Raw genomic sequence first — 23,809 nt, 5'->3', positions numbered from 1 at the left:
GCGGCTTGCTTGTGCTCGCCATCCGGCGACGACCACCGTCCGGGGCCATCCCGGCCAGGAATGTCAAAGCCACTCCCGGCGGGCTTCTGTTGCCCGGCTCCGCCAGGCAGCGGCAGGAATGGCCGCCGCCGCGCGGGACCGCTTCCGGGAAGCAGCGGCACCGCAGAAACCACCGCGGAGGAACGAACGGCGCGGCGCCGGCAGCAATGAAAAACCCGGCCGTGGCCGGGTTTTCCTGTGTGCCGGAGCGGCGGTCGCCTCAGCCCTGCGCCTCGCGCGCCTCGGCCTCGAGCAGCTTCTGCTGGTCGAAGAAGGCCATGATGTCCTTCATGATCGGCCAGGTACCCTCGCGGCCCAGCGCCGAGACCAGGTACCACGGACCGGTCCAGCCCAGCTCCTTGACCACCTGTTCGGCCGCGGCCCGCGCCTCGTCCTCGAACATCAGGTCGGCCTTGTTCAGCACCAGCCAGCGCGGCTTCTCCAGCAGCTCCGGGTCATGCTTGCCCAGTTCGCGCTCGATCGCACGCACCTGCTCGACCGGGGAGACGCCTTCCACGCCCCCCTCCATCGGCGAGATGTCGACCAGGTGCAGCAGCAACCGGGTGCGCTGCAGGTGGCGCAGGAACTGCGCGCCCAGGCCGGCGCCATCGGCCGCACCTTCGATCAGGCCAGGGATGTCGGCGATCACGAAGCTGCGGTAGTTCTCCACCTTGACCACGCCCAGGTTCGGGTACAGCGTGGTGAACGGGTAGTCGGCCACCTTCGGCGTCGCCGCCGAGACCGCCCGGATCAGGGTGCTCTTGCCGGCATTCGGGAAGCCCAGCAGGCCGACGTCGGCCAGCAGCTTCAGCTCCAGCTTGAGCAGGCGCTGCTCGCCCTCCTCACCCGGCAGCGCCTGGCGCGGCGCGCGGTTGGTGGAGCTCTTGAAGTGCATGTTGCCCAGGCCGCCCTTGCCGCCCTTGGCCACCAGCAGGCGGTCGCCATGGCGGGTCATGTCGCCGATCACCTCGTCGGTGTCGACGTTGATGACCACGGTGCCGACCGGCACGGTGATGACCAGGTCTTCGCCACCCTTGCCGTAGGCCTGGCGGCCCATGCCGTTCTCGCCGCGCTGCGCCTTGAAGATGCGCTCGTGGCGGAAGTCGACCAGGGTGTTCAGGTTTTCATCGGCGCGCAGCCAGACGCTGCCGCCGTCGCCGCCATCGCCACCGTCGGGACCGCCGAGCGGAATGAACTTCTCGCGGCGGAAACCGACGCAGCCATTGCCGCCATTGCCGGCGATTACAGAGATTTCGGCTTCATCAACGAGTTTCATCTTGGTATCGCAAGGTTCTCAGAATTACTTCGGCCCGCAGCACCGGCGCGTCCTGCGCCGCGCCGGCGGCGCGGTACAGGCGCACGATGCGGCGGGGGTTGCCCCGCCCGTCGGGCAGGAAATAGTGATTGGAGACGCGGTATTCCGCACCTTCCAGCAGTTCCGCGTCGTCCAGTGGATGCCCCTGCGCATCGCGCGCCAGGACCTGGCGGCGCTTGCGGACGGGGGCGCCATCGGGCGCGACGCTGGTTGATTCTTCCAGCTCGACCCGGTTGGACGCGCCAAGGGTCAGGCTTCTTTCAAAATCTTCGCGACCCTCGATGCCCGGACGGCGTCCTTTGTAGCTCAGGGTACGCGTGGCGCCAGCATAGCGGACCGTGCCCTCGCCCATCGGCCAGTCCGGCTGCCCACTGCCTTGCGGCGCCCGCAGCCAGATCCGTACCGTGGCCGGCGGCGGGCGCTCGCCCTCGCCATAGGCCATGTGGACTTCCCAGCCGCGACTCCCGTCCCAGCTGAAGACCATCGTGCGCAGCCAGCCCCCGGCATCGAAATCGCCACGGGCACTGCTGCGCTCGACGCCTTCGGCGCCAGGCACCGGCTGCCAGCCCTGCGCATCGACCAACAGGGCCTGCAGCTGCGGCGAGCCCGGCGGAAGCACCAGGGTTTCAGCCTGCAACGAGGCCAGCGGCCCGGCAACGACCAGGGTGTCACGGTCGCTGGGAATATCGGCCGCGCATCCCGCGCAGGCCAGCAGGCCGCACAGCAGGGCCACAGCCCGGTAACGGATCACCCTTCCCTGCCTCCTGCCCACACGCGGCCTGCGGATCATCTGGAAACGAGAAGCCCCGCCGAAGCGGGGCTTTCGTCGGCGGCGCCCACGCCGTGGCCCGGGCACCCGTGCGTGCGGGAGATCAGACTTCCACGACGACGCTGACGGTGCGGCGCTTCTTCGGGCCCTTCACCGCGAACTCGACCTTGCCGTCGACCAGCGCGAACAGCGTGTGGTCACGACCCAGGCCGACGCCGGCGCCCGGATGGAACTGGGTGCCGCGCTGACGCACGATGATGTTGCCGGCTTCGATGGCCTGGCCACCGAAGATCTTGACGCCCAGGTACTTCGGGTTGGAGTCGCGGCCGTTGCGCGAGGAGCCTACGCCCTTTTTATGTGCCATGACGGATTCTCCTTGGATTAGCCGGCGATGCCGGTGATTTCGATTTCGGTGTAGTACTGGCGGTGACCCTGGCGCTTCATGTGGTGCTTGCGCCGGCGGAACTTGATGATCTTCACCTTGTCGGCGCGGCCGTGGGCCACGACCTTGGCGGTCACCGAAGCGCCCTTCAGGGCATCGCCGATCTTGATGCCATCGGCATCGCCGAGCATCAGGACGGTGTCGAACTTGATCTCGCTGCCGGCTTCGGCTTCGAGCTTCTCAACGCGGAGGGTCTCACCCTGCGCGACGCGGTACTGCTTACCGCCGGTTACCAGGACTGCATACATGGGATGTCTCTTCTGTAGTTATTCTCAGGAGCTGCCCACCATCGAGGGCGGACAGAAGCGGGATTTTACCGACACCCTGCCGTCCGGGTCAAGTCGCCCCCGGGGCGGAAAACCGTGCCTGAACAATGGCCTGCGCCGGGCCCGGGCGCGGGCATGGGCGCTGGCAATTCCGGCAATTGCCCCCAAATCCCAAGCTCGCTAGGCTGATCGACTGCCGTCAGCTGCATCCCCTGCCCCCTCCGCGCCCGGTACCCGACGTGCGCGGCCAAGAACGGACCTCCCATGGCGATGGATTTCATCCGCATCCGCGGCGCGCGGACGCACAACCTCAAGAACATCGACCTCGACCTGCCCCGCGACAAGCTGATCGTGATCACCGGCCTGTCCGGCTCGGGCAAGTCCTCGCTGGCGTTCGACACCATCTACGCCGAGGGCCAGCGCCGCTACGTCGAGTCGCTGTCGGCCTACGCGCGGCAGTTCCTGAGCGTGATGGAGAAGCCGGACCTGGACCACATCGAGGGCCTGTCGCCGGCGATCTCGATCGAGCAGAAGTCCACCAGCCACAACCCGCGCTCGACCGTGGGCACCATCACCGAGATCTACGACTACCTGCGCCTGCTCTATGCCCGCGTCGGCAGCCCGCGCTGCCCCGACCACGGCTACCCGCTGGAAGCGCAGACCGTCAGCCAGATGGTCGACCAGGTGCTGGCGCTGGACCCGGAACAACGCTACATGCTGCTGGCGCCGGTGATCCGCGAGCGCAAGGGCGAGCACGTGCAGGTGTTCGACCAGCTGCGCGCGCAGGGCTTCGTGCGCGTGCGCGTGGACGGCGAACTGCACGAAATCGACGCGGTACCGCCGCTGGCGCTGCGCCAGAAGCACACCATCGAGGCGGTGATCGACCGCTTCCGCCCGCGCGAGGACCTCAAGCAGCGCCTGGCCGAGAGCTTCGAGACCGCGCTCAAGCTGGGCGACGGCATGGCCACCGTGCAGTCGCTGGACGACGCGCAGGCGGCGCCGCAGCTGTTCTCGTCCAAGTACTCCTGCCCGGTCTGCGACTACGCGTTGCCGGAGCTGGAGCCGCGCCTGTTCTCGTTCAACTCGCCGGTCGGCGCCTGCCCCGGCTGCGACGGCCTGGGCATGGCCGAGTTCTTCGACCCCTCGCGCGTGGTGGTGCACCCGGAGCTGTCGCTGGCCGCCGGCGCGGTGCGCGGCTGGGACCGCCGCAACGCCTACTATTTCCAGCTGATCGCCTCGCTGGCCAAGCACTACAGGTTCGATGTCGACGCGCCGTGGCAATCGCTGCCCGCGGACGTGCGCCAGGCCGTGCTGTACGGCAGCGGCGAAGACCAGATCACCTTCACCTACTTCACCGAGAACGGCGGCCGCAGCCAGCGCAAGCACCGTTTCGAGGGCATCATCCCCAACCTGGAGCGCCGCTACCGCGAGACCGAATCGCCGGCGGTGCGCGAGGAACTGGCCAAATTCATCAGCGAACGGCCCTGCCCCGAGTGCGGCGGCGCGCGCCTGAACAAGGCGGCGCGCAACGTGTTCGTCGCCGACCGCCCGCTGCCGGAGCTGGCGGTATTGCCGATCGACGAGGCCAAGCGCTTCTTCGGCGAACTCAGCCTGCCGGGCTGGCGCGGCGAGATCGCCGCCAAGATCGTCAAGGAAATCAGCGAACGGCTCGGCTTCCTGGTCGACGTGGGCCTGGACTACCTCACCCTGGAGCGCAAGGCCGATACGCTGTCCGGCGGCGAGGCGCAGCGCATCCGCCTGGCCTCGCAGATCGGCGCCGGCCTGGTCGGGGTGATGTACGTGCTCGACGAGCCGTCCATCGGCCTGCACCAGCGCGACAACGAGCGCCTGCTCGGCACCCTCACCCGCCTGCGCGACCTCGGCAACACGGTGATCGTGGTCGAGCATGACGAGGATGCGATCCGCCTGGCCGACCACGTGGTGGACATCGGCCCCGGCGCCGGCGTGCACGGCGGCGAGGTGGTCGGCGAAGGCCGGCTGGAGGACATCCTCTCGGCACCGCGCTCGCTGACCGGGCAGTACCTGTCGGGCAAGCGCAGCATCGAGATCCCGACGCGGCGCCACACGCCGAACCCGAAGATGACGCTGCACCTGCGCGGCGCCAGCGGCAACAACCTCAAGGGCGTGGACCTGGACATCCCGGCCGGGTTGCTGACCTGCATCACCGGCGTGTCCGGCTCGGGCAAGTCCACGCTGATCAACGACACCCTGTTCTCGCTGGCGGCCAACGAGATCAACGGTTCCTCGCACCCGGTCGCACCGTACCGCGAGGTCGAGGGCCTGGACCTGTTCGACAAGGTGGTGGACATCGACCAGTCGCCGATCGGCCGCACCCCGCGCTCCAACCCGGCCACCTATACCGGACTGTTCACCCCGCTGCGCGAGCTGTACGCACAGGTGCCGGAAGCGCGCGCGCGCGGCTATTCGCCCGGCCGCTTCAGCTTCAACGTGCGCGGCGGTCGCTGCGAGGCCTGCCAGGGCGACGGCCTGATCAAGGTGGAGATGCACTTCCTGCCGGACGTGTACGTGCCCTGCGACGTCTGCCACGGCAAGCGCTACAACCGCGAGACGCTGGAGATCCTGTACAAGGGCTACAACATCAACGACGTGCTGGAAATGACCGTCGAGGATGCGCTGAAGCTGTTCGAGCCGGTGCCGGCCATCGCCCGCAAGCTGGAAACCCTGGTCGACGTGGGCCTGAGCTACATCAAGCTGGGCCAGAGCGCGACCACGCTGTCCGGCGGCGAGGCGCAGCGCGTGAAGCTGTCCAAGGAACTGTCGCGGCGCGATACCGGGCGCACCCTGTACATCCTCGACGAGCCGACCACCGGCCTGCACTTCCACGACATCGAAGCCCTGCTCGGCGTGCTGCACAAGCTGCGCGACGAGGGCAACACCGTGGTGGTGATCGAGCACAACCTGGACGTGATCAAGACCGCCGACTGGATCGTCGACCTCGGCCCCGAGGGCGGCCACCGCGGCGGCACCGTCCTGGTCACCGGCACGCCGGAAGACGTGGCGGCCTGCCCGCAGTCGTACACCGGCCAGTTCCTGGCCAGGCTGCTGCCCTCCACCAGTGCGCGCCCGGAGCAGCCCGCGGCCGTGGCCAACAAGCCCGACGCGCGGCCGCCGCGCAAGGAAAAGCCCGCAAAGAAAGCGACCGCGAATAAGGCCGCCGCCCCCCGCAACAGGAAGGTTTCGTGATGAGCACCGAACACAAGCAGCTGGCCCGCGTACCGATCAGCGTGCGCTGGCGCGACATGGACTCGATGGGCCACGTCAACAACGCCAAGTACGTGTCCTACCTGGAGGAGGCGCGCGTGCGCTGGATGCTGGGCGTGGAAGGCGTGTCGATGAACGACCGCATCGCCCCGGTGGTGGCCAACACCAACATCAACTACCGGCTGCCGATCGTGTGGCCCGACGACATCGTGGTCGAGCTGTTCGTCGAGCGCCTGGGCACCAGCAGCGTGACCATCGGCCACCGCATCGTCGACCAGAAGGACCCGGGCAAGCTGTACTCCGACGGCAACGTGGTGGTGGTGTGGATGGACACCCAGACCGGCCGCAGCGCGCCACTGCCCGAGGCCGTGCGCGCCGCGTCGAGCTGAGCCGCGCGCCGCGGCGGCGAAGGACCGCCAACAGGACGAAGGGGCCGCGATGCGGCCCCTTGTCGTTTCCGGCAGCGGTGCGTGGGGTCAGTCTTCCAGCAGCGGCTTGCGCGGCATCTTCTCTTCGCGCATGGCGGCGTTGTAGGCGAACGCGGCGACGATCGCCGCGGCCTGCTTCAGGTCTTCGGCCTCGGCGTGGTCCCAGGTGTCCAGGTTGCTGTGGTGGACATTGCTGAAGTAGTCCAGCCGGTCCTGGATGAACTGGAAGCCCGGCAGGCCGACCCGGTCGAAGCTGATGTGGTCGGTGCTGCCGGTGTTGCGGCTGGCCACGGTGGCGGCGCCGACGTCGTTGAACGGCTTCAGCCAGGCCTCGAAGATCGGCATCGCGGCGATGTTCTCCTGGGCGTAGATGCCGCGGAAGCGGCCCGAGCCGTTGTCCATGTTGAAGTACACCGAGAACTTCTCGTAGTCGCGCAGCTTCTGCAGCGGGCCGGTCGGCGCGCGCAGCGAGGCCGGCAGCGCCTTCTGCGCCGGATCGGTCGGCTCGGGATAGTGCGCGAAGTGCTTTGCCACATACGCCTGCGAACCGATCAGGCCCTGCTCCTCGCCACTCCACAGCGCCACGCGGATGGTGCGCCGGGGCTTGGCGCCCACCGCCTTGAGGATGCGCATGGCTTCCATCATCACCGCCACGCCGGCAGCGTTGTCGGCCGCGCCGGTGCCGGTGTGCCAGGAATCCATGTGCGCGCCGAGCATCACGATCTCGTCGGCCTTGCCGCTGCCGCGGATCTCGGCGATGGTGTTGTGGCCCGGCTGGTCGGCGTCGTCGGTGAAACGCGCATCGACGTTGACCCGCAGCTTCACCGGCTGCTTGCGCTCGAGCGCGCGCGCCAGCTGGTTGTAGTGCTCGGCGATCATCGCCAGTTCGGGGATGCCCACCGGCTCGCCGGCCTTGCGCGAACCGCCGCCGCCGACACGGATGATGCCGTTGTCCCAACCGCTGATGCTGATCGAGGCCAGCGCGCCCTCTTCGGCAAGGAAGGCGTTGGTGGCGCGCACCAGTTCCTGGCGCTCGGCGTACTCCTTGACCCGCTTGGCGCGGTCCTTGTCCGCGGACGCGGACTTGGGAATGGTGAACTCCTGCAGCCCCTCCAGCGAGGTGGCGTCATGCCGGTGCGAGTCGGCTTCGATGCCGCGCTTGTACTCGCGCGCGTCGCCCAGCAGCAGGATCTTGCCGCGCAGCTTGCCCTTGTACTTTTCCAGGTCGGCCAGCTTCTTGATGTCGACCTTGACCACCTCGCCTTCGACCGTGCCGTGGGTGCCCGGCGTCCACGCCTTGGGCAGCGCATACAGCTGGGTCAGGCGTGGCTCCAGCATCTCCACGCTGGCCGACTCGAACTCCCAGCCGCGGCCGAAGTCGTCGAACGCCTCGTCATGCGCGCTGGTCAGTCCCCATTCGCCGAACTTCTGCCGGGTCCAGGCGTTGGCCCGGGTCATGGCCGGCGAATTGGTCAGGCGCGGACCGATGCTCTCGGTGAGGTAGGAAAAGGTGTCCATCACCTGCGAGCGGTGGAACGCTTCCTGGCGGATCTTGCCCACCATGTCCAGGTCCACCTGCTCGGTCGCGCCCGCGCCACCGACGAACGCCAGCCCCATGCCCAGTACCAGCAAGCACCGCTTGATCATCATTTCCCCCGGCCCGCGGCCGATCACGACAAAGGCCCGAGTCTAGCCAGCGCCGGGAGCGGCCGAGCCGGCCAATGGTCATGGTCGCGCATGGGCCGCGGGCCTGCGCACCACCGGCGCGGGCTCAGCCCGGCGATACCACGGCGCGTTGCAGCGATGGCCGCCACTGCCCCGGCCAGTCGCGGTCGTTGGCCACCTGCGCGTGCGCGCGGCTGGCCTCGAAGGCGGCGAAATCCAGTTCTGCCAGCGCCCAGGGCTGGCCATCAGCGGTCCGCGCCAGCATGCCGTCGTCGGGGAAGCCGCGGTCCATCGGCGCATACACCGTCGCCTCCCCGGTATTGACGTCCAGCGCCGGGCTCCAGCCGGCCATGCCGGCGGTCACCGCCTGCGCGACGAACATGCGGTTCTCCAGCGCCCGCGCCAGGCAGCCCACGCGCACGCGGGTGGCGCCGGCCTCGGTGTCGGTGCAGCTGGGCACCACCAGCAGGCGCGCGCCGGCTTCGTACTGGGCACGCACCGGCAGCGGGAACTCGCTGTCGTAGCAGACCGCCACGCCGGCACGGATGCCGTCGATCTCGAACACCTTGAGCGCGTCGCCGGCCTCGATCACTCCGCTGGCCTGCTCGAAGCCGGTCAGCTGCAGCTTGTCCTGCCACAGGTGCGTACCCTGCGGGGTCAGCCAGTCGCAGCGGTTGCGGTAGCGGCCGTGGCCGGTGTCGAGCAGGAACGTGCCGGCGACCACGTGCATGTCCAGCTCGCGGGCGAGGCCGGCGAACAGCTGCAGCCACGGTTGCCGGTAGCGCTGGATCGCCGCCAGCGACGCCGCCAGGTCGCGCTGGATGCCCGCGTCGAAGGTGGCCGCCAGTTCCAGCGACAGGTATTCGGGCAGCACCGCGATGCGCGCGCCGGCCGCGGCCGCGGCCCCCAGTTCCTGGCGCTGGCGCCCGGCGAAGGCGTCGAAATCAGCCGGGGCACCGATCCGGTAGCGGGCAACGGCGATCTTCATGCGGCAGGCTCCAATGCGCGGGTCCAGAGGGTGAGGGCGTGCGACAGCTCGCCGCGACCGACCTCGTCCCAGCGCAGGTGCAGGGTCATGCCCGGCTGCCGCGCATAGCCGCGCCTGCGCCAGAACCCGTCGTTGTCGCGGTGGCCGGCGGGCCGGCGCGGGTCGTCGTGGTCGCGGTCCACCGCGCAGAACGCGGTCATCGCGAAGCGCCCGAGCGCGCGCGCATGCGCCTCGCGGGCGTCGAAGAAGGCATGGCCGATACCACGCCCGCGCCAGGCCGGCAGCAGCACCGATTCGCCGAAATAGAACACCTGCGCCGGATCGATGCCGGCCGCCTCGAACGGCGCGCGGAACGCCGGGCCTTCATCGAGCAGCGGCAGGCCGGTGGAGGCACCCACCACCTCATCGCCGGCCCGCGCCACCACGCACACCGCATCCGGCGTGGCCGCATAGGCGGCCAGGTAGTCGCGCTCGTAGTCCAGGCTGCCCTGGTACAGATACGGCCAGTCGTTGAATACCCGGATGCGCAGGCGCGCCACGTCGTCCAGTACCGGCAGCAGGTCGGTGCCGCGCAGGGCGGCGATGGTGGGAGAGGCGTCCATGGCGGAATTCTAGCGCCGCGCGTTTCCCGCGCAGCAGCGCCTCAACCGCAGCCGACCGAGGCGCCGCCATCCCCGTCGGACCGGTAGACGGTGGCGCACAGCACCGTCGTGCAGCGCAGGCTCCGGCGTTCTTCCGGCGCGAGCAGCCGTGGCATCGCCAGGGTGACATCCCATGCTGCCGAGCACCGGGATGCCACGGGCACGACGACGGCCAACGCAAGCACCATCGCGGTCAACACCGACAACACCGCGCCGCCGGCCGGGCCCCGCCTGCAGCCCGCTTCGATGGCGACCGCCGCGCCGGCCAGCAGCGGCAGCGCGACGGTCGCGGGCAGTGCCGGTCCATGCTGGAAACGCATCACGCCCCCGTGCCAGTTTCAGTAACCGCGTGCGCACCGGGCCGTTCCCGGTTCGCGCCACAACAGCCACAGCCGCTGGTGCACGGCATCGCATACCACCACCTGGCGCTCCCGCAGCACCGCCCTGAAGCGCAGGCCACGACCACCCAGCGCCTGCCAGCGGCCCGCGCCGTCCAGCGCGGGCAGGCCTTCGGCGCCGCGCTGGCGGATCCGCTCGGCCAGCGTTGCGTCCAGTTGCAGGCGCAGGCAGCCGTGGCGCGGGGCCGTACCCAGTCCCAGTGCAGCCAGCGGCGAAGCGGACCAGCCAGCGCCCTGCTCCACCCGCAGCACCGCTGCAGCCAGCCCCGGCGGCAGCCCCTGCCGCAGCCGCCGGAGCAACCGTGTACTCAGCCGCACCGGGTTCACCGCAGGCCGCCGCCGAGGTCGTACCAGTCCACCTTGCGGGTGAGCCACATGATCGCCGCGAGGATCCCGAACAGCAGCAGCGAGCCCATCAGCAGCGCATTGTTCTCCGACGCCAGCAGCAGGTACAGGACCCCGTACAGCAGGGTCAGCAGGGTGGCAAAGCCCAGCCCGTGCCTCCAGCTGCGCAATACCCCGCTGAGGTAGAAACCCTGCAGGCCGATGCACGCCACCGCCGATACCAGGTAGGCCTGCCAGAAGGCGATGTGTTCGGACAGGCTCAGCAGCAACAGGAAGAAGATCGCCAGCGCCAGCCCGACCAGCAGGTACTGCAGCGGATGGATCCTCAGCCGCCTGATCAGCTCGAACAGCGCGAAGCCGACGAAGGTCAGCAGCACGAACAGGATGCCGTACTTGCTGGCGCGGTCGACCTGCGTGTACACGTCGACCGGGTCGACCAGCGCCACCTCCAGCGCCTCGACCGCGCCGCCATCGCTGCGCAGCTCGCGGCGCAGTTGTTCCTGTGCGGCCGAGGCCAGCGAGGACACCGCCCAGTCGGCCTTGAACCCGGCATCGTCGATGTGGCGCTCGTTGGGCGCGAAGCTGCCGCCGAACAGCGGATGCGGCCAGGTCGAGGCCAGCGACACGCGGGTGTCGTCGCCCACCGGCACCACCGACAGCGAGCGGGTGCCGTCGAGCACGAACTCCAGCTCCACCCTGCGCCCCTCGGCCAGGGTGCCCTGCTGCGGGTGGTCCAACGGCGACAGCATGGCGTGCAGCCCCTTGGACGCGCCCTCCAGCGCCAGCGAACCGGCGTGCAGCGGCAGCGCACGGCCGTCCACGCGCAGGTTCGGCGTCCCCACCAGGCCGCGCACGTCGGCGATGCCCAGCGCCAGGTAGGGCTGGCCGTAGACGCGGCCCGGCACCGCGGCATGGGCGGCATCGGCGAATTCGGCCTGCACCCGCGCGTGCCAGCTGTACACCGGGACCCGGAACAGGCCCACCCGGCGCTCGTCCGGGCGCAGCTCGCCCTGTATCCGCAACTGCCGCGGCATCTGCAGGTCATAGCCGTGCTCGGTCCGCAGCTCGCTCTTGCGCACGCCCGCCTCGACCACCTCGACCTCGCGCTGCTGGGTCCACGGCAGTACCCGCACCGGGCCGATCAGCGACTGCGCGCCGGCGCGGCTCTGCGCGACCCGTTCGATGGCCTGGTCACGGTAGCGCTCGCGCTCGCCGATGGTGCCGCGGATCAACAGCAGCGGAACCAGCAGCAGCAACACCAGCCCGCCGACCACGGCGAAGCGCAACAGCAGTTTCAGGGAAGTCATGACCCGTCCTCGTGTGGAAACGGGGACAGCGTGGCGGCAGTGGATGGGCGGGGTTTGTGGCGAATTTGAAGTGGGCGTGAAGCGCCCCGCGGCGGCCGCCGCGGATCACGGCGCGCGGCCGGTTGCGGACACCGCCCGCGGCATAGTATGAATCCGCGCTGCCCCCCGCTGCCCGGCACCCTCTGGCTGCGCCGCCATTCCCCCGAAGGAACCCCACGTGCTGCATGCCAGGTCGCGCACTTCGCTGATCCACCGGCTGTCCCTGAGCATATGGGGTCTGTTCCTCGCCCTCCTCCTGCTGCTCTGCGCATTCGGCTACCTGGCCATGCGGGTGATCACCGACCGGGTGGTGCCGATGGTGGCGCAGCGCAGCGTCGACCTGCGCGCCCGCGCCAGCGAGGGCCAGTTCCTGCAGGCCGAACAGAGCGTGCAGCGGCTGCAGCGCGAGCTGCTGTGGCGGCTTGACCATACCGACCGGCAGGCCGCGCTGGAACGCTTCGACACGCTGTTCGCGCGCAGTCCCGACGGCCTGTGGCGGCTGCAGCCCGGACGGGTGGATCCCGAGCGCGCGCCCACCCTGTACCTGCACCAGCCGCCGCACGGACTGGACGCCTCGGCGCGCCTGCGCGCGGTGGTCGCCTACGACCTGCTGCGCGAACAGGGCCCCGCGCTGGTGCCGCCGTTCTTCTCGGTCTACATGGACTTCGTCGAAGACGGCCTGATGGTCTACGCGCACGGCATGGACTGGGGCAGCGCCGCCGATGCCAGCGCCACCAACGCCGGCTACCCGACCATGCGCGGCTCGGACCCGCGGCGCAACCCGCAGCGCAAGGTGTTCTGGACACCGGTCTACCTGGACCGGCAGGCCAACACCTGGATGGTGTCGGTGATCAAGCCACTGGACTGGCAGGGACGATGGGTCGGCACGCTCGGCCACGACGTGCTGGTGCAGAGCCTGATCGACCGGACCACCGAGAACGACAGCGCCGGGGTGCAGCTGGTCATGGCCGCCGACGGTGCGCTGATCGCGCACCCGCAGTTCAGCCGGCGCATCGCCGCCGCCGACGGGCAACTGGAGCTGTCCGCGCTCGACGATCCGCTGCTGGCCCAGGTGCACGGGATGATCGCCTATGGCCGCGGCGACCACGGCGTGGGCCGCTCGCCGGATGGCAGCCACTGGGTGGCATGGTCGAAGATCCACGGCCCGGGCTGGTACCAGGTGTTCCTGCTGCCGCAGGCACGGGTGGACCGGGTGCTGATGTGGGGCCTGCTGGCGGTGTCCAGCTTCGGCATCCTCGGCCTGCTGCCGGCGATGTGGCTGCTGCGCCGGCGGGTCGGCCTGCTGTTCGCGGTACCGCTCACGCGCCTGACCCAGGCGGTGGACGAGTTGAGCCAGGGCCGCGAACCCCGGCCGATCGCGATGCAGGGCAACGACGAGCTGGGGCACCTGGCCGATGCGTTCGACGACATGGTCGAGGAGCTGGTGCAGCAGCGCGCCCTGCAGTTCGCGCACGCGCAGGCGCTGCAGACCGAGATCGACGAGCGCCGCCAGTTCATGACCCGGCTGGAGGAGGAGCGCGCGCGCCTGCTGGCCCTGCTCGGCGCGATGAACCTGGGCATCCTGTTCGTCGGCCACGAGAACCGCGCCACCTACTGCAATGCCGCCTTCCTGGCCATGTGGGATTTCCCGGAGGGCACCAGCGTGGTCGGCAACACCACCGGGCAGTGGCTGGAAGCGTCGCAGCGGCTGATGATCGACCCACAGGAGTTCCGCCGGCACATGGACGAGGCCACGGCCTCGCCCGAACTGCACAAGCGGCTGGAAATCCGCCTGCACGACGGTCGTATCGTCATGCACGACGCCTACCCGGTGCGCGACGCGCAGGAACACTTCATCGGCCGGCTGTGGGTACAGGAAGACGTCACCCACGAGCGCCAGACCGCCGAGCAACTGGTGCGGCTGGCCCAGCACGACCCGTTGACCAGCCTGTACAACCGGCGCCGCTTCGAGGACGAGCTGGCGCGCTTCTTCCACGCCGCCGAACGCATTCCCAGCCAGGCCGCGCTGCTGTTCTTCGACCTGGACGAATTCAAGTACATCAACGACACCTTCGGCCATCGCGCCGGCGACTCGGTGCTCAACCGCATGGCGGTCGAGATCCGCACCCTGGTGCGCAGCGGCGAGACCCTGTTCCGGCTCGGCGGCGACGAGTTCGCCGTGCTGATGCCGCATGCGAGCCTGGATGACGCCCAGCACCTGGCCGAACGCATCGTGCTGCGGATCTCGCAGACGCCGCTGTGCCTGCACGAACACACCGTGCGCCTGACCACCAGCCTGGGCATCGCCCACTTCCCGGCCCATGCCGACAACGCCGAGGACCTGGTGGCCCACGCCGACGCGGCGATGTACCAGGCCAAGCACACCGGCAAGAACCGCTGGAACGTGTATCGCCCGGACCGCGACAGCTCGCGCGAGATGGCGACCCGGCTGGCCTGGAACGACCGCATCGCGCACGCGCTGGAGAACGACCTGCTGCGCCTGCATTTCCAGGGCGTGCACCATGCCGCCGACGGCCGCCTGGCGCACCTGGAGGCGCTGATCCGGATGGAGGACGAGGCCAACCCCGGCCAGCTGATCATGCCGGCGCAGTTCGTCGAACCTGCCGAAAAGAGCGGCAAGATCCTGGAGATCGACCGCTGGGTGATCGGCCGCAGCATCAGCCTGCTGGCCACTCACCCCAACCTGCCGGCCATCGCCGTCAACATTTCCGGGCGCTCGTTCGACGACCCCGAGCTGCCGGCATGGATCGGCGGCCAGCTGCGCCAGCAGCACGTCGCCCCGCGGCGCCTGCTGGTGGAACTGACCGAAACCTCGGCGGTCTCGGACATGGGCGACGCGGCGCGCTTCATCGCCGCGCTGCGCGACACCGGCTGCCCGATCTGCCTGGACGACTTCGGCACCGGCTTCTCCTCGTTCGCCTACCTCAAGAACCTGCAGGCCGACGTGCTCAAGATCGATGGCATGTTCATCCGCGACCTGCCCAGCGAGCGCGACAACCAGGTGTTCGTGCGCGCCATCATCGAAGTGGCGCACGGCATGGGCAAGCTGACCGTGGCCGAGTTCGTCGAGGACGAGGCGACGCTGCAGATGCTGCGCGCGATGGGCGTTGACATGGTGCAGGGCTACCACCTGGACCGGCCGCGCGCCGACCATCCGGCGCTGGCCGATTGAGCGCAGCCGGCGCGTGACCGCCTAGGCGGATGGCAGCCACAGCGTGGCCTGCGCACCGCCGGCCGGGCCGTTGCGCAGGCGCGCGTGGCCGCCGTGCAGGCGCGCGACCTCGGCCACGAACGGCAGGCCCAGCCCGGAACTGCGCTGGCCGCTGCCGGGACGGGCCAGCGAATAGAAGCGCTCGAACACCCGCTCCAGCGCGTAATCCGGCACCCCTGGCCCCTGGTCGGACAGCACCACCTCCCAGCCGCCCTGCCCGGCCTCCAGCCGCAGCCCGATCCGTCCGTCCGCCGGCGAGAATGCGATGGCGTTGTCCAGCAGGTTGTCCAGCGCCTGCCGCAGCAGGAACGCATCGCCCTGCACGTTGGCGTGCCCGGGCAGTTCGCAGTGCAGCGACAGGTGCGCCGCCTGCAGGCGCGGCGCCGCGTCCTCGGCGAGCTGCCGGCACAGCATCGACAGGTCCACCACGGTGCGCCGCTGCAGCCAGCCATGCTGCTCCACCTCGGCCAGCCGCAGCAGCTGGTCGATGGTTTCGGTCAGGCGCCGTTCCTGCTGCGCGATGTTGGCCGCGAAGCGCTGCCGGTCGGCTTCGGGCAGCGGCTCCTGCAGCAATTCGGCGGCACCGCGGATCGCCGCCAGTGGGCTCTTCATCTCGTGGGTGAGCGACTGCACGTACTGCTCGACGTAGGCCTTGCCTTCGAGCTTGCGGCGCATGGTCTCCAGGGCCTGGCCGAGGTCGCCGATCTCGTCGCCGCGCGGTTTCGGCGGCGGCACCGGCTCGCCGGCGCTGACCGCCTTCGCATAGCGGCTCAGGCTGCCGATGCCGCGCGCCAGCCACCAGGTCATCAGCAGGCCGATCAATGCCGCCGAGCCGATCAGCCACGCACCGCGCGCGACGATGGCGCGCTGGCTGGCGGTGATGAACGGATCGATGCTGTCGTTGGGCTGGGCCAGGGTCAGCACCCCGATCAGGGTGCGGCCGTCATCCGGATCGTAGACCGGCGCGGCCACGTGCATGACGGTGCTGTCCGCATCGCCCGGCGCGCCCGGGCTGGAACGCGCGCCGTACTGGCCGCGCAGGGTGCGGTAGACATCGTTCCAGCGCGAGTTGTCGCGGCCCACGTCCTGCCCGCGCGAATCGTAGACGACGATGCCGCGGGCATCGGTCACCGTGACCCGGTAATCGATACTGCGCTTGGGAAAGCGCCACACCATCGCCCGCGGGTCGCGCCGCTGCGCGGTCGCCATGTGCGCGGCGAAGCGGCCGTCGGCGATGCGCCCGGCCTTCAGGTCCGGCGCGGCCATCACCGCCAGCACGTTGGCCGAGTCGACCAGGGTGGACTCCATCGCCTGGCGCACGCCCGGCTTGACCTCGTCGACGAACACCCGCATCACGAAGAACGCGGCGATGCCGACGATCAGGAAGAAACCGAGGAAGAGTTTCAGGCCGAGGCGCACGCCCACCCCACAGGGTCAAACCTGCTGCAGCTCGTGACTTCGCCCTTGCCTTGGCCTTTGGCCTTCCGGGTTCCCTTCCGTAGCGACGGAGCCGACGGAACCGACGGAAAAGACCCGAAGGGCGACGTGCATGGGTTCGGCGGAAAAAGGCGAAGCACTGCTTCGCCCCGCCGGACGGGCAGGCGCCTGGCGGCGCCTGCCCCGGACTCGATCGCGAAGCGGGCGAGCACGTCGTTTTTCGACGAGACATGCATGTCTCTTCGAAAAATCCCGGCGCCGGAGTGGACCCGGTGCGCGCAGCGCGTCGGGCGCGGAGGCAGGGCGTGCTTTCTTTGGGTTACTTTTTCTTTGCACGGGCAAGGAAAAGCAACCCGCTCACGCGAAGCGGGAGCGAAAGCTCTTGCTTCATCCCGACGCCACCGCCGCTCAACCCGACTTCCGCTCACTGCCCCACCCCATGCCAGCGGCGCAGGTACTTCAAGGCACGCGCGCCAGCGGCGCGCCAGCCATGCCTTCCCGCCCCGCAGGGAGATGGGCCTCAAAGGCGGTCGCATCGCCTGCGCCAGGCTCACGGCGATGTCAGACATCCAGCGCATACCCCACGCCCCTATGCGTACGGATCGGATCCTCCTCCGCCCCGGCCGCGCGCAGCTTGGCGCGCAATGTCTTGACGTGCGTATCCACCGTACGGTCGGCGCTGTCGCTGGCATGGTCCCAGCCGCGCTCCATCAGCTGCGCGCGGCTGAGGATCGCCCCCGGCCGCTGCAGCAGCGCCGCCAGCAGCGCGTACTCGTAGCGGGTCAGGTCCAGCGGCGCCTCGCGGTAGCGCACCCGCCGGCCCTCGCGGTCGATCGCGAACGCGCCCTGCAGCACCCAGCCGGCTTCGGCCGGCAGCGCCTGCGCCGGGCGCCGCAGCCGTGCGCGCACCCGCGCCACCAGTTCGCGCGGCGAAAACGGCTTGCCGACGTAGTCGTCCGCGCCCAGCTCCAGGCCCAGCACCCGGTCGAATTCGTCGTTGCGCGCGGTGAGGAAGATCACCGGCACCTGGCTGAAGGTACGCAGCTGGCGGCATACCTCGAAGCCGCCCAGGTCGGGCAGGCCCACGTCCAGCACCACCACGTCGATGCCGCCGGCGCGCACCCGGTCCAGCGCCAGCCGCCCCAGCGCGCAGTGCTCGGCCGCATGGCCCTCGCTGCGCAGCGCATACAGGACGGTATCGGCGATGGCGGCCTCGTCTTCGACGACGAGTACCCGGGCGGGCTGTTCGGACATGCTGCCAGCATAGCCGCCCCCGGGCGGCACCCGTACACTGCACCGATGAACTACCGCCACGCCTTCCATGCCGGCAACCACGCCGACGTGCTCAAGCACATCGTCCTGCTCGCGCTGATCGATGCGCTCAAGCGCAAGGACGCGCCGTTCTTCGTGCTCGACACCCATGCCGGCCGCGGCCGCTACCTGCTGTCGGCCGAGGAAAGCCGCAAGACCGCCGAGGCCGACGAAGGCATCCTGCAGCTGATGGCGTCGCCGACCCTGCCGGACGTGGTCGAGCGCTACCTGCGCGCGATCCAGGCCAACAATCCGGTCGGCGGGCTGATCGCCTACCCGGGCTCGCCGCTGCTGGCCGCCCAGGCCATGCGCGAGCAGGACCGGCTGGCCGCCTGCGAACTGCAGCCGGAAGAGGCCGCGGCGCTGAAGGAACTGTTCGCCCGCGACCGCCGCGTGCAGGTGCTGGCCGCCAACGGCTACGACAGCATCCGCGCCCTGCTGCCGCCCAAAGCCGGCGCCGCGAAGATCGGCCGCGCCCTGGTGCTGGTCGATCCGCCCTACGAGGTGCAGGACGCCGAGTACCCGCAGATCATCGCCACCCTGCGCGAGATCCTGACGCGCATGCCACAGGCCCAATGCGCGGTGTGGTACCCGATCAAGCAGCGCCGCAGCCTGCTGCCCTTCTTTCGCAAGGCCGCCGCGCTGCCGGCGAAATCGGCGCTGGTGGCCGAACTGATGGTGCGCCCGGACGATTCGCCGCTGCGCCTGAACGGCAGCGGCATGCTGCTGCTCAATCCGCCCTGGCAGTTCGACCAGGTGCTGGCGCCGGCCTTGCCGGTGCTGCAGCGCGAACTGGGCGAAACCGGCGCATCGACACGGCTGGAGTGGATCAAAAACGGGGATTGAGCCCCACGATCGCAGCGCCCGGCACCGCGCTCCACGCCACGACGGCCCCTGCCCGGCAGGGCCCGCGCAGCACGCTTGCGCTGGACAGCGCCGCGTTCCCACGGTTGAATCACGTTCACAGAACCTCACGCCACAGGTGCAAGAATCGGCGGACTCTCGAGGAACCGAAGTCATGGCTACCCGCAACCGCATGCCCCCGTGGCATGAAAACTTCAAGGCGCCCAGTGGCCGGGAACTGCTCATCCGCCCCATCCGCCCCGAGGACGGCGCCCCGCTGCAGGGCGCATTCGCGCTGTTCGGACCGGAAGAAGTCCGCGACCGCTTCCTGCAGGCCGTCGACGTGTTGTCGGACGAAACCGCCCAGCGCCTGACCCATCCCAATCCCAAGACCGAGATCTCGCTGGTCGCGGCCGAGCCGCTGCCGCCGGGCGAAGCCGTGGTCGGCGCGGTGGCGCGTGCCTCGATCATCCCCGGCACCCGCGACGCCGAGTACGCCATCCTCGTCAGCCGCTTCCTTGCCGGCCAGGGCCTGGGCCGGCAACTGATGCGCAAGCTGGTCAAATGGGCGCGCGGCAAGTACCTGGACCGCATGTACGGCGACATCGCCCAGGACAACGAACCGATGCTGCAACTGGCCGCCTCACTGGGTTTCAAGCAGGTGCCGCACCCGTCCGGCACCCCGGGCCTGGTGCGCATGGTGCTGGAGCTGGCCAGCTGACGGCATGCCAGCGCGACGCCCGGCCGCCGGTGGGCTGCCCCGGTCGGCCGGCCCCGTGCCCGCGCCGCCTGGCGCCCGCCGGCCCATGCCCCGCACCTGGCGATGCGCCGGTTGGCGGCATCGGCGGTGACGATGACGTCCGGGCCTGACGGCCGGGCCCCGGCACTGCGGTAAAATCGGCGGTCTCATGCCGCATCACGCCTCCTACCCCGTTCCGCCGCTGCCCCGCACGGGCCAGCTCCGCGCCTGGTGGCGCGCCCCCGCATCGACCAGCGCGCTGGCCTGGTACGTGGCCCGCGCCGCGCAGGCCCATGCCGGGCCGTTGCTGCTGGTCACCCGCGACAACCACGGCGCGCACCAGACGGTCGCCGACCTGCAGACCCTGCTGGGCGACGACGCAACGCTGCCGGTGGTGCCGTTCCCGGACTGGGAAACCCTGCCCTACGACCAGTTCAGTCCGCACCCGGACATCATTTCCCAGCGCCTGGCCGCGCTGCACCGCCTGCCCGGGCTCGCCCACGGCATCGTGGTGGTGCCGGTACAGACCCTGCTGCAACGGCTGGCGCCACTGAGTTACATCGTCGGCGGCAGCTTCGACCTGCAGGTCGGCCAGCGCCTGGACATGGACGCGGAGAAGCGCCGCCTGGAAAGCGCCGGCTACCGCAACGTGCCGCAGGTGATGGACCCGGGCGATTTCGCCGTGCGCGGTGGCCTGCTCGATGTCTACCCGATGGGCGCCGACGCGCCGCTGCGCATCGAGCTGCTGGACGAGGACATCGACTCCATCCGCGAATTCGACCCCGAATCGCAGCGCTCGCTGGACAAGGTCGCGGCGGTGAAGATGCTGCCCGGCCGCGAAGTGCCGATGGACGAGGCCAGCCTGGCGAAGGTACTGGCCACGCTGCGCGAGCGCTTCGACGTGGACACGCGCCGCAGCCCGCTCTACCAGGACCTCAAGGCCGGGGTGCTGCCCTCGGGCATCGAGTACTTCCTGCCGCTGTTCTTCGAACGCACCGCGACCCTGTTCGACTACCTGCCGGCCGGCTTCCTGAGCGTGGTCGCGCCCGGCGTGGGCGAAGCCGCCGATGCGTTCTGGGCACAGACCGGCAGCCGCTACGAACAGCGCCGCCACGACATCGAACGGCCGCTGCTGCCGCCGGAGGAGATCTACCAGACGCCGGACAGCCTGCGCGAGCAGTTCAACCGGCTGCCGCGGGTGGACGTGTGGCCGGCCGGGCACCCGCGCATCGCCGAGGCGCAGGCGCTGGGCGACCAGCCGCTGCCGCCGTTGCCGGTCGCGGCCAAGGACGCGCCGGCCGGGCAGGCGCTGAAGTCCTTCCTCGACCATTACCCCGGCCGGGTGCTGATTGCCGCCGATTCGCCGGGCCGCCGCGAGGCGCTGCTGGAAGTGCTGCAGGCCGCCGACCTGCGGCCGCCGGTGGTGCCCGGGCTGCCGGCGTTCCTGGCCGCCGACGCACCGCGCTTCGCCATCACCGTGGCGCCGCTGGACGACGGCTTCGCCCTGGCCGAGCCGCCGCTGGCGGTGCTCACCGAGCGCCAGCTGTTCCCCGAGCGCGCCGGCCAGCCGCGCCGCAGCCGCCGCGCCGGGCGCGAGCCGGAGGCGATCATCCGCGACCTCGGCGAGCTGACCGAAGGCGCGCCCATCGTCCACGAGGACCACGGCGTCGGCCGCTACCGCGGGCTGATCGCGATGGACGTCGGCGGCATGCCCGGCGAGTTCCTGGAGATCGAGTACGCCAAGGGCGACCGCCTGTACGTGCCGGTCGCGCAGCTGCACCTGATCAGCCGCTACTCCGGCGCCTCGCCGGAAACCGCGCCGCTGCACTCGCTCGGCGGCGAGCAGTGGGCCAAGGCCAAGCGCAAGGCCGCCGAGAAGGTGCGCGACGTCGCCGCCGAACTGCTGGAAATCCAGGCCCGGCGCCAGGCCCGCGCCGGGCTGGCGCTGGACATCGACCGCGCCATGTACGAACCGTTCGCCGCCGGCTTCCCGTTCGAGGAAACGCCGGACCAGCTGGCCGCGATCGAAGCCACCCTGCGCGACCTGCAGTCGTCGCAGCCGATGGACCGCGTGGTCTGCGGCGACGTCGGCTTCGGCAAGACCGAGGTAGCGGTGCGCGCCGCCTTCGCCGCCGCCAGCGGCGGCAAGCAGGTGGCGGTGCTGGTGCCCACCACGCTGCTGGCCGAGCAGCATTACCGCAACTTCCGCGACCGCTTCGCCGACTACCCGCTCAAGGTCGAAGTGCTGTCGCGCTTCAAGTCCACCAAGGAGATCAAGGCCGAGCTGGACAAGGTGGCCGACGGCAGCATCGACGTGATCGTCGGTACCCACCGCCTGCTGCAGCCGGACGTGAAGTTCAAGGACCTGGGCCTGGTCATCGTCGACGAGGAACAGCGCTTCGGCGTGCGCCAGAAGGAAGCGCTCAAGGCCATGCGCGCCAACGTGCACCTGCTCACGCTCACCGCCACGCCGATCCCGCGCACGCTGAACATGGCCATGGCCGGGCTGCGCGACCTGTCGATCATCGCCACCCCGCCGCCTAACCGGCTGGCGGTGCAGACCTTCGTCACCCAGTGGGACAACGCGCAACTGCGCGAGGCGTTCCAGCGCGAGCTCGCGCGCGGCGGCCAGCTGTATTTCCTGCACAACGACGTGGAAAGCATGGGCCGGATGCAGCGCGAGCTGTCCGAACTGGTGCCCGAAGCGCGCATCGGCATGGCCCATGGCCAGATGCCCGAGCGCGAGCTGGAAAAGGTGATGCTGGATTTCCAGAAGCAGCGCTTCAACGTGCTGCTGGCCAGCACCATCATCGAGTCGGGCATCGACATCCCCAACGCCAACACCATCATCATCAACCGCGCCGACCGCTTCGGCCTGGCCCAGCTGCACCAGCTGCGCGGCCGCGTCGGCCGCTCGCACCACCGCGCCTATGCGTATCTGGTGGTGCCGGACAAGCGCTCGATCACCCCCGATGCGCAGAAGCGGCTGGATGCCATCGCCTCGATGGACGAACTCGGCGCCGGCTTCACCCTGGCCACCCACGACCTGGAGATCCGCGGTGCCGGCGAACTGCTCGGCGAGGACCAGAGCGGGCAGATGGCCGAAGTCGGCTTCAGCCTCTACACCGAGCTGCTGGAGCGGGCGGTGCGCTCGATCAGGTCCGGCAAACTGCCCGACCTGGACGCCGGCGAGGAAGTGCGCGGCGCCGAGGTCGAGCTGCACGTGCCGGCGCTGATCCCGGAGGATTACCTGCCCGACGTGCATACGCGCCTGACCCTGTACAAGCGCATTTCCAGCGCGCGCGACAGCGCCGCCCTGCGCGAACTGCAGGTGGAGATGATCGACCGCTTCGGCCTGCTGCCGGATCCGGTCAAGCACCTGTTCGCCATCGCCGAGCTCAAGCTGCAGGCCAATGCGCTGGGCATCCGCAAACTGGAACTGGGCGAGAACGGCGGCCGCATCGTGTTCGAGGCCAAGCCCGACATCGACCCGATGGCGGTGATCCAGCTGATCCAGAAGCAGCCCAGGCTCTACCAGATGGACGGCCCGGACAAGCTGCGCATCCGCCACCCGTTGCCGGAAGGCGCGGACCGCTTCAACGCCGCCCGGGCGCTGCTGGCCACCCTGCGCCCGGGGTGAGCGGATGAGAGGTTTGCCAGGAACAGGGGCGGCGAGGACAATAGCCGCCCTCCTCCCGGCCAGGCCGTTTTGCCACTACGGTGCGGCGCTCCATGTCTTCGACCTTCTCGGCCCCGGGCCTGTCCATCCCCCCTGAAAACGAAAGCTGCGGCATCTCCGTGCTGGCCGCCGCGCTGGACGAGCGCGACAGCTACACCGACCAGCATTGCGACCGGGTTTCGCTGCTCGCGCACGGCCTCGGCGAGCGCTGCGGCCTGTCCGGCGCGCAACTCGAGCAGCTGGCGTTGGCGGCGCGTTTCCACGACGTGGGCAAGATCGGCATCCGCGACGACGTGCTGCTGCACCCCGGCCGCCTGGACGAGCCGCGGATGGAGAAGATGCGCACCCATCCCGAGCGCGGCGCGCGCCTGTTCGCGGCCACCGGCCGCGACGACGCCGCCGCCGTGGCGCGGCTGATCCTGCACCACCATGAAGCCTGGGACGGCAGCGGCTACCCGCACGGCCTGCAGGGCGAGGAAATCCCGCTGGAAGCGCGCATCCTGACCATCGCCGACGGCTACGACGCGCTGACCTCGCGCCGCCCCTACCGCGGCCCGCTGCACACCGACGACGCCCTGGCCATCCTCAACCGCGAGAAGAACCGGCTGGTCGATGCGCGCCTGCTCGGCGAGTTCCGCGGCCTGCTGCGCGCGCGGGCGCGCGGGCGACCGGCCAGCTGATCC

At 70.0% G+C, this 23,809-nt stretch carries 19 protein-coding genes; 7 read left to right on the top strand and 12 right to left on the bottom strand.

The features are described from left to right. Window positions 1-259: 259 nt before the first annotated feature. The 4 genes from obgE to rplU form a co-directional block, all read right to left on the bottom strand. On the bottom strand, window positions 260-1,315 hold the full coding sequence (gene obgE, locus F0P95_RS09110; protein WP_054664174.1) for a GTPase ObgE: 1,056 nt from the start codon (window positions 1,313-1,315) through the stop codon (window positions 260-262). Further along, entirely contained in the window at window positions 1,302-2,087 is a 786-nt protein-coding gene (locus tag F0P95_RS09105; protein WP_182333815.1) for a hypothetical protein, read from the bottom strand. Before F0P95_RS09105 ends, obgE begins: the two co-directional genes overlap by 14 nt. 139 nt (window positions 2,088-2,226) lie before the next feature. Next, entirely contained in the window at window positions 2,227-2,487 is a 261-nt protein-coding gene (gene rpmA, locus F0P95_RS09100; RefSeq protein WP_182333813.1) for a 50S ribosomal protein L27, read from the bottom strand. Window positions 2,488-2,504: 17 nt separating this feature from the next. Continuing rightward, a complete protein-coding gene (gene rplU, locus F0P95_RS09095; RefSeq protein ID WP_054664165.1) occupies window positions 2,505-2,813 on the bottom strand; it encodes a 50S ribosomal protein L21 in 309 nt (102 codons plus the stop codon). 282 nt (window positions 2,814-3,095) lie between these two features. Between rplU and uvrA the strand changes: the two genes are divergently transcribed. Both uvrA and F0P95_RS09085 read left to right on the top strand, forming a co-directional pair. After that, a complete protein-coding gene (gene uvrA / locus F0P95_RS09090; RefSeq protein WP_182333811.1) occupies window positions 3,096-6,056 on the top strand; it encodes an excinuclease ABC subunit UvrA in 2,961 nt (986 codons plus the stop codon). Continuing rightward, entirely contained in the window at window positions 6,056-6,463 is a 408-nt protein-coding gene (locus tag F0P95_RS09085; RefSeq protein ID WP_054664159.1) for an acyl-CoA thioesterase, read from the top strand. Before uvrA ends, F0P95_RS09085 begins: the two co-directional genes overlap by 1 nt. A gap of 87 nt (window positions 6,464-6,550) precedes the next feature. On the opposite strand, the gene F0P95_RS09080 is transcribed toward F0P95_RS09085, so the two are convergent. The 6 genes from F0P95_RS09080 to creD form a co-directional block, all read right to left on the bottom strand. Then, the gene (locus F0P95_RS09080; protein WP_182333809.1) at window positions 6,551-8,149 is read right to left on the bottom strand and encodes a M20/M25/M40 family metallo-hydrolase; all 1,599 of its coding nucleotides are present in this window, start codon (window positions 8,147-8,149) and stop codon (window positions 6,551-6,553) included. A 124-nt stretch (window positions 8,150-8,273) separates the two neighbouring features. Next, window positions 8,274-9,155 carry a carbon-nitrogen hydrolase family protein gene (locus tag F0P95_RS09075; RefSeq protein ID WP_182333807.1) on the bottom strand — a complete coding sequence of 294 codons (882 nt, stop codon included), beginning with the start codon at window positions 9,153-9,155 and terminating at the stop codon, window positions 8,274-8,276. Continuing rightward, entirely contained in the window at window positions 9,152-9,757 is a 606-nt protein-coding gene (locus F0P95_RS09070) for a GNAT family N-acetyltransferase (RefSeq protein ID WP_182333805.1), read from the bottom strand. The genes F0P95_RS09075 and F0P95_RS09070 overlap by 4 nt, the downstream gene beginning before the upstream one ends. 41 nt (window positions 9,758-9,798) lie before the next feature. Beyond that, window positions 9,799-10,119 (bottom strand): hypothetical protein, encoded by a 321-nt coding sequence (locus tag F0P95_RS09065; RefSeq protein WP_182333803.1) that lies wholly within the window; start codon window positions 10,117-10,119, stop codon window positions 9,799-9,801. A gap of 15 nt (window positions 10,120-10,134) precedes the next feature. Beyond that, a complete protein-coding gene (locus tag F0P95_RS09060; protein WP_182333801.1) occupies window positions 10,135-10,494 on the bottom strand; it encodes a hypothetical protein in 360 nt (119 codons plus the stop codon). A 23-nt stretch (window positions 10,495-10,517) separates the two neighbouring features. Continuing rightward, window positions 10,518-11,846 (bottom strand): cell envelope integrity protein CreD, encoded by a 1,329-nt coding sequence (creD, locus tag F0P95_RS09055; protein WP_182333799.1) that lies wholly within the window; start codon window positions 11,844-11,846, stop codon window positions 10,518-10,520. 217 nt (window positions 11,847-12,063) lie between these two features. Between creD and F0P95_RS09050 the strand changes: the two genes are divergently transcribed. After that, window positions 12,064-15,078 (top strand): bifunctional diguanylate cyclase/phosphodiesterase, encoded by a 3,015-nt coding sequence (locus F0P95_RS09050; RefSeq protein ID WP_182333798.1) that lies wholly within the window; start codon window positions 12,064-12,066, stop codon window positions 15,076-15,078. Between the two features lie 21 nt (window positions 15,079-15,099). Here F0P95_RS09050 and creC read toward each other — a convergent pair whose 3' ends face one another. Then, window positions 15,100-16,536: a two-component system sensor histidine kinase CreC gene (gene creC, locus F0P95_RS09045; RefSeq protein WP_182336894.1), complete on the bottom strand. Its 1,437-nt coding sequence runs from the start codon at window positions 16,534-16,536 to the stop codon at window positions 15,100-15,102. Window positions 16,537-17,115: 579 nt separating this feature from the next. Beyond that, window positions 17,116-17,808 (bottom strand): two-component system response regulator CreB, encoded by a 693-nt coding sequence (creB, locus tag F0P95_RS09040; RefSeq protein WP_182333796.1) that lies wholly within the window; start codon window positions 17,806-17,808, stop codon window positions 17,116-17,118. A 45-nt stretch (window positions 17,809-17,853) separates the two neighbouring features. Here creB and F0P95_RS09035 point away from each other — a divergent pair, with 45 nt between their 5' ends. From F0P95_RS09035 to F0P95_RS09020, 4 genes are all read left to right on the top strand, one after another. Continuing rightward, the gene (locus F0P95_RS09035; RefSeq protein ID WP_056932349.1) at window positions 17,854-18,711 is read left to right on the top strand and encodes a 23S rRNA (adenine(2030)-N(6))-methyltransferase RlmJ; all 858 of its coding nucleotides are present in this window, start codon (window positions 17,854-17,856) and stop codon (window positions 18,709-18,711) included. Window positions 18,712-18,883: 172 nt separating this feature from the next. Beyond that, window positions 18,884-19,429, top strand: a complete 546-nt coding sequence (locus tag F0P95_RS09030; RefSeq protein ID WP_054664133.1) for a GNAT family N-acetyltransferase — start codon at window positions 18,884-18,886, stop codon at window positions 19,427-19,429. A gap of 187 nt (window positions 19,430-19,616) precedes the next feature. Beyond that, a complete protein-coding gene (gene mfd, locus F0P95_RS09025) occupies window positions 19,617-23,087 on the top strand; it encodes a transcription-repair coupling factor (protein ID WP_182333794.1) in 3,471 nt (1,156 codons plus the stop codon). Between the two features lie 92 nt (window positions 23,088-23,179). Beyond that, the gene (locus F0P95_RS09020) at window positions 23,180-23,806 is read left to right on the top strand and encodes an HD-GYP domain-containing protein (protein WP_182333792.1); all 627 of its coding nucleotides are present in this window, start codon (window positions 23,180-23,182) and stop codon (window positions 23,804-23,806) included. Window positions 23,807-23,809: the final 3 nt, after the last annotated feature.

The sequence above is a fragment of the Stenotrophomonas acidaminiphila genome (assembly GCF_014109845.1).
Lineage (GTDB): Bacteria > Pseudomonadota > Gammaproteobacteria > Xanthomonadales > Xanthomonadaceae > Stenotrophomonas > Stenotrophomonas acidaminiphila.
This window is presented reverse-complemented; position numbering and strand designations above follow the sequence as displayed.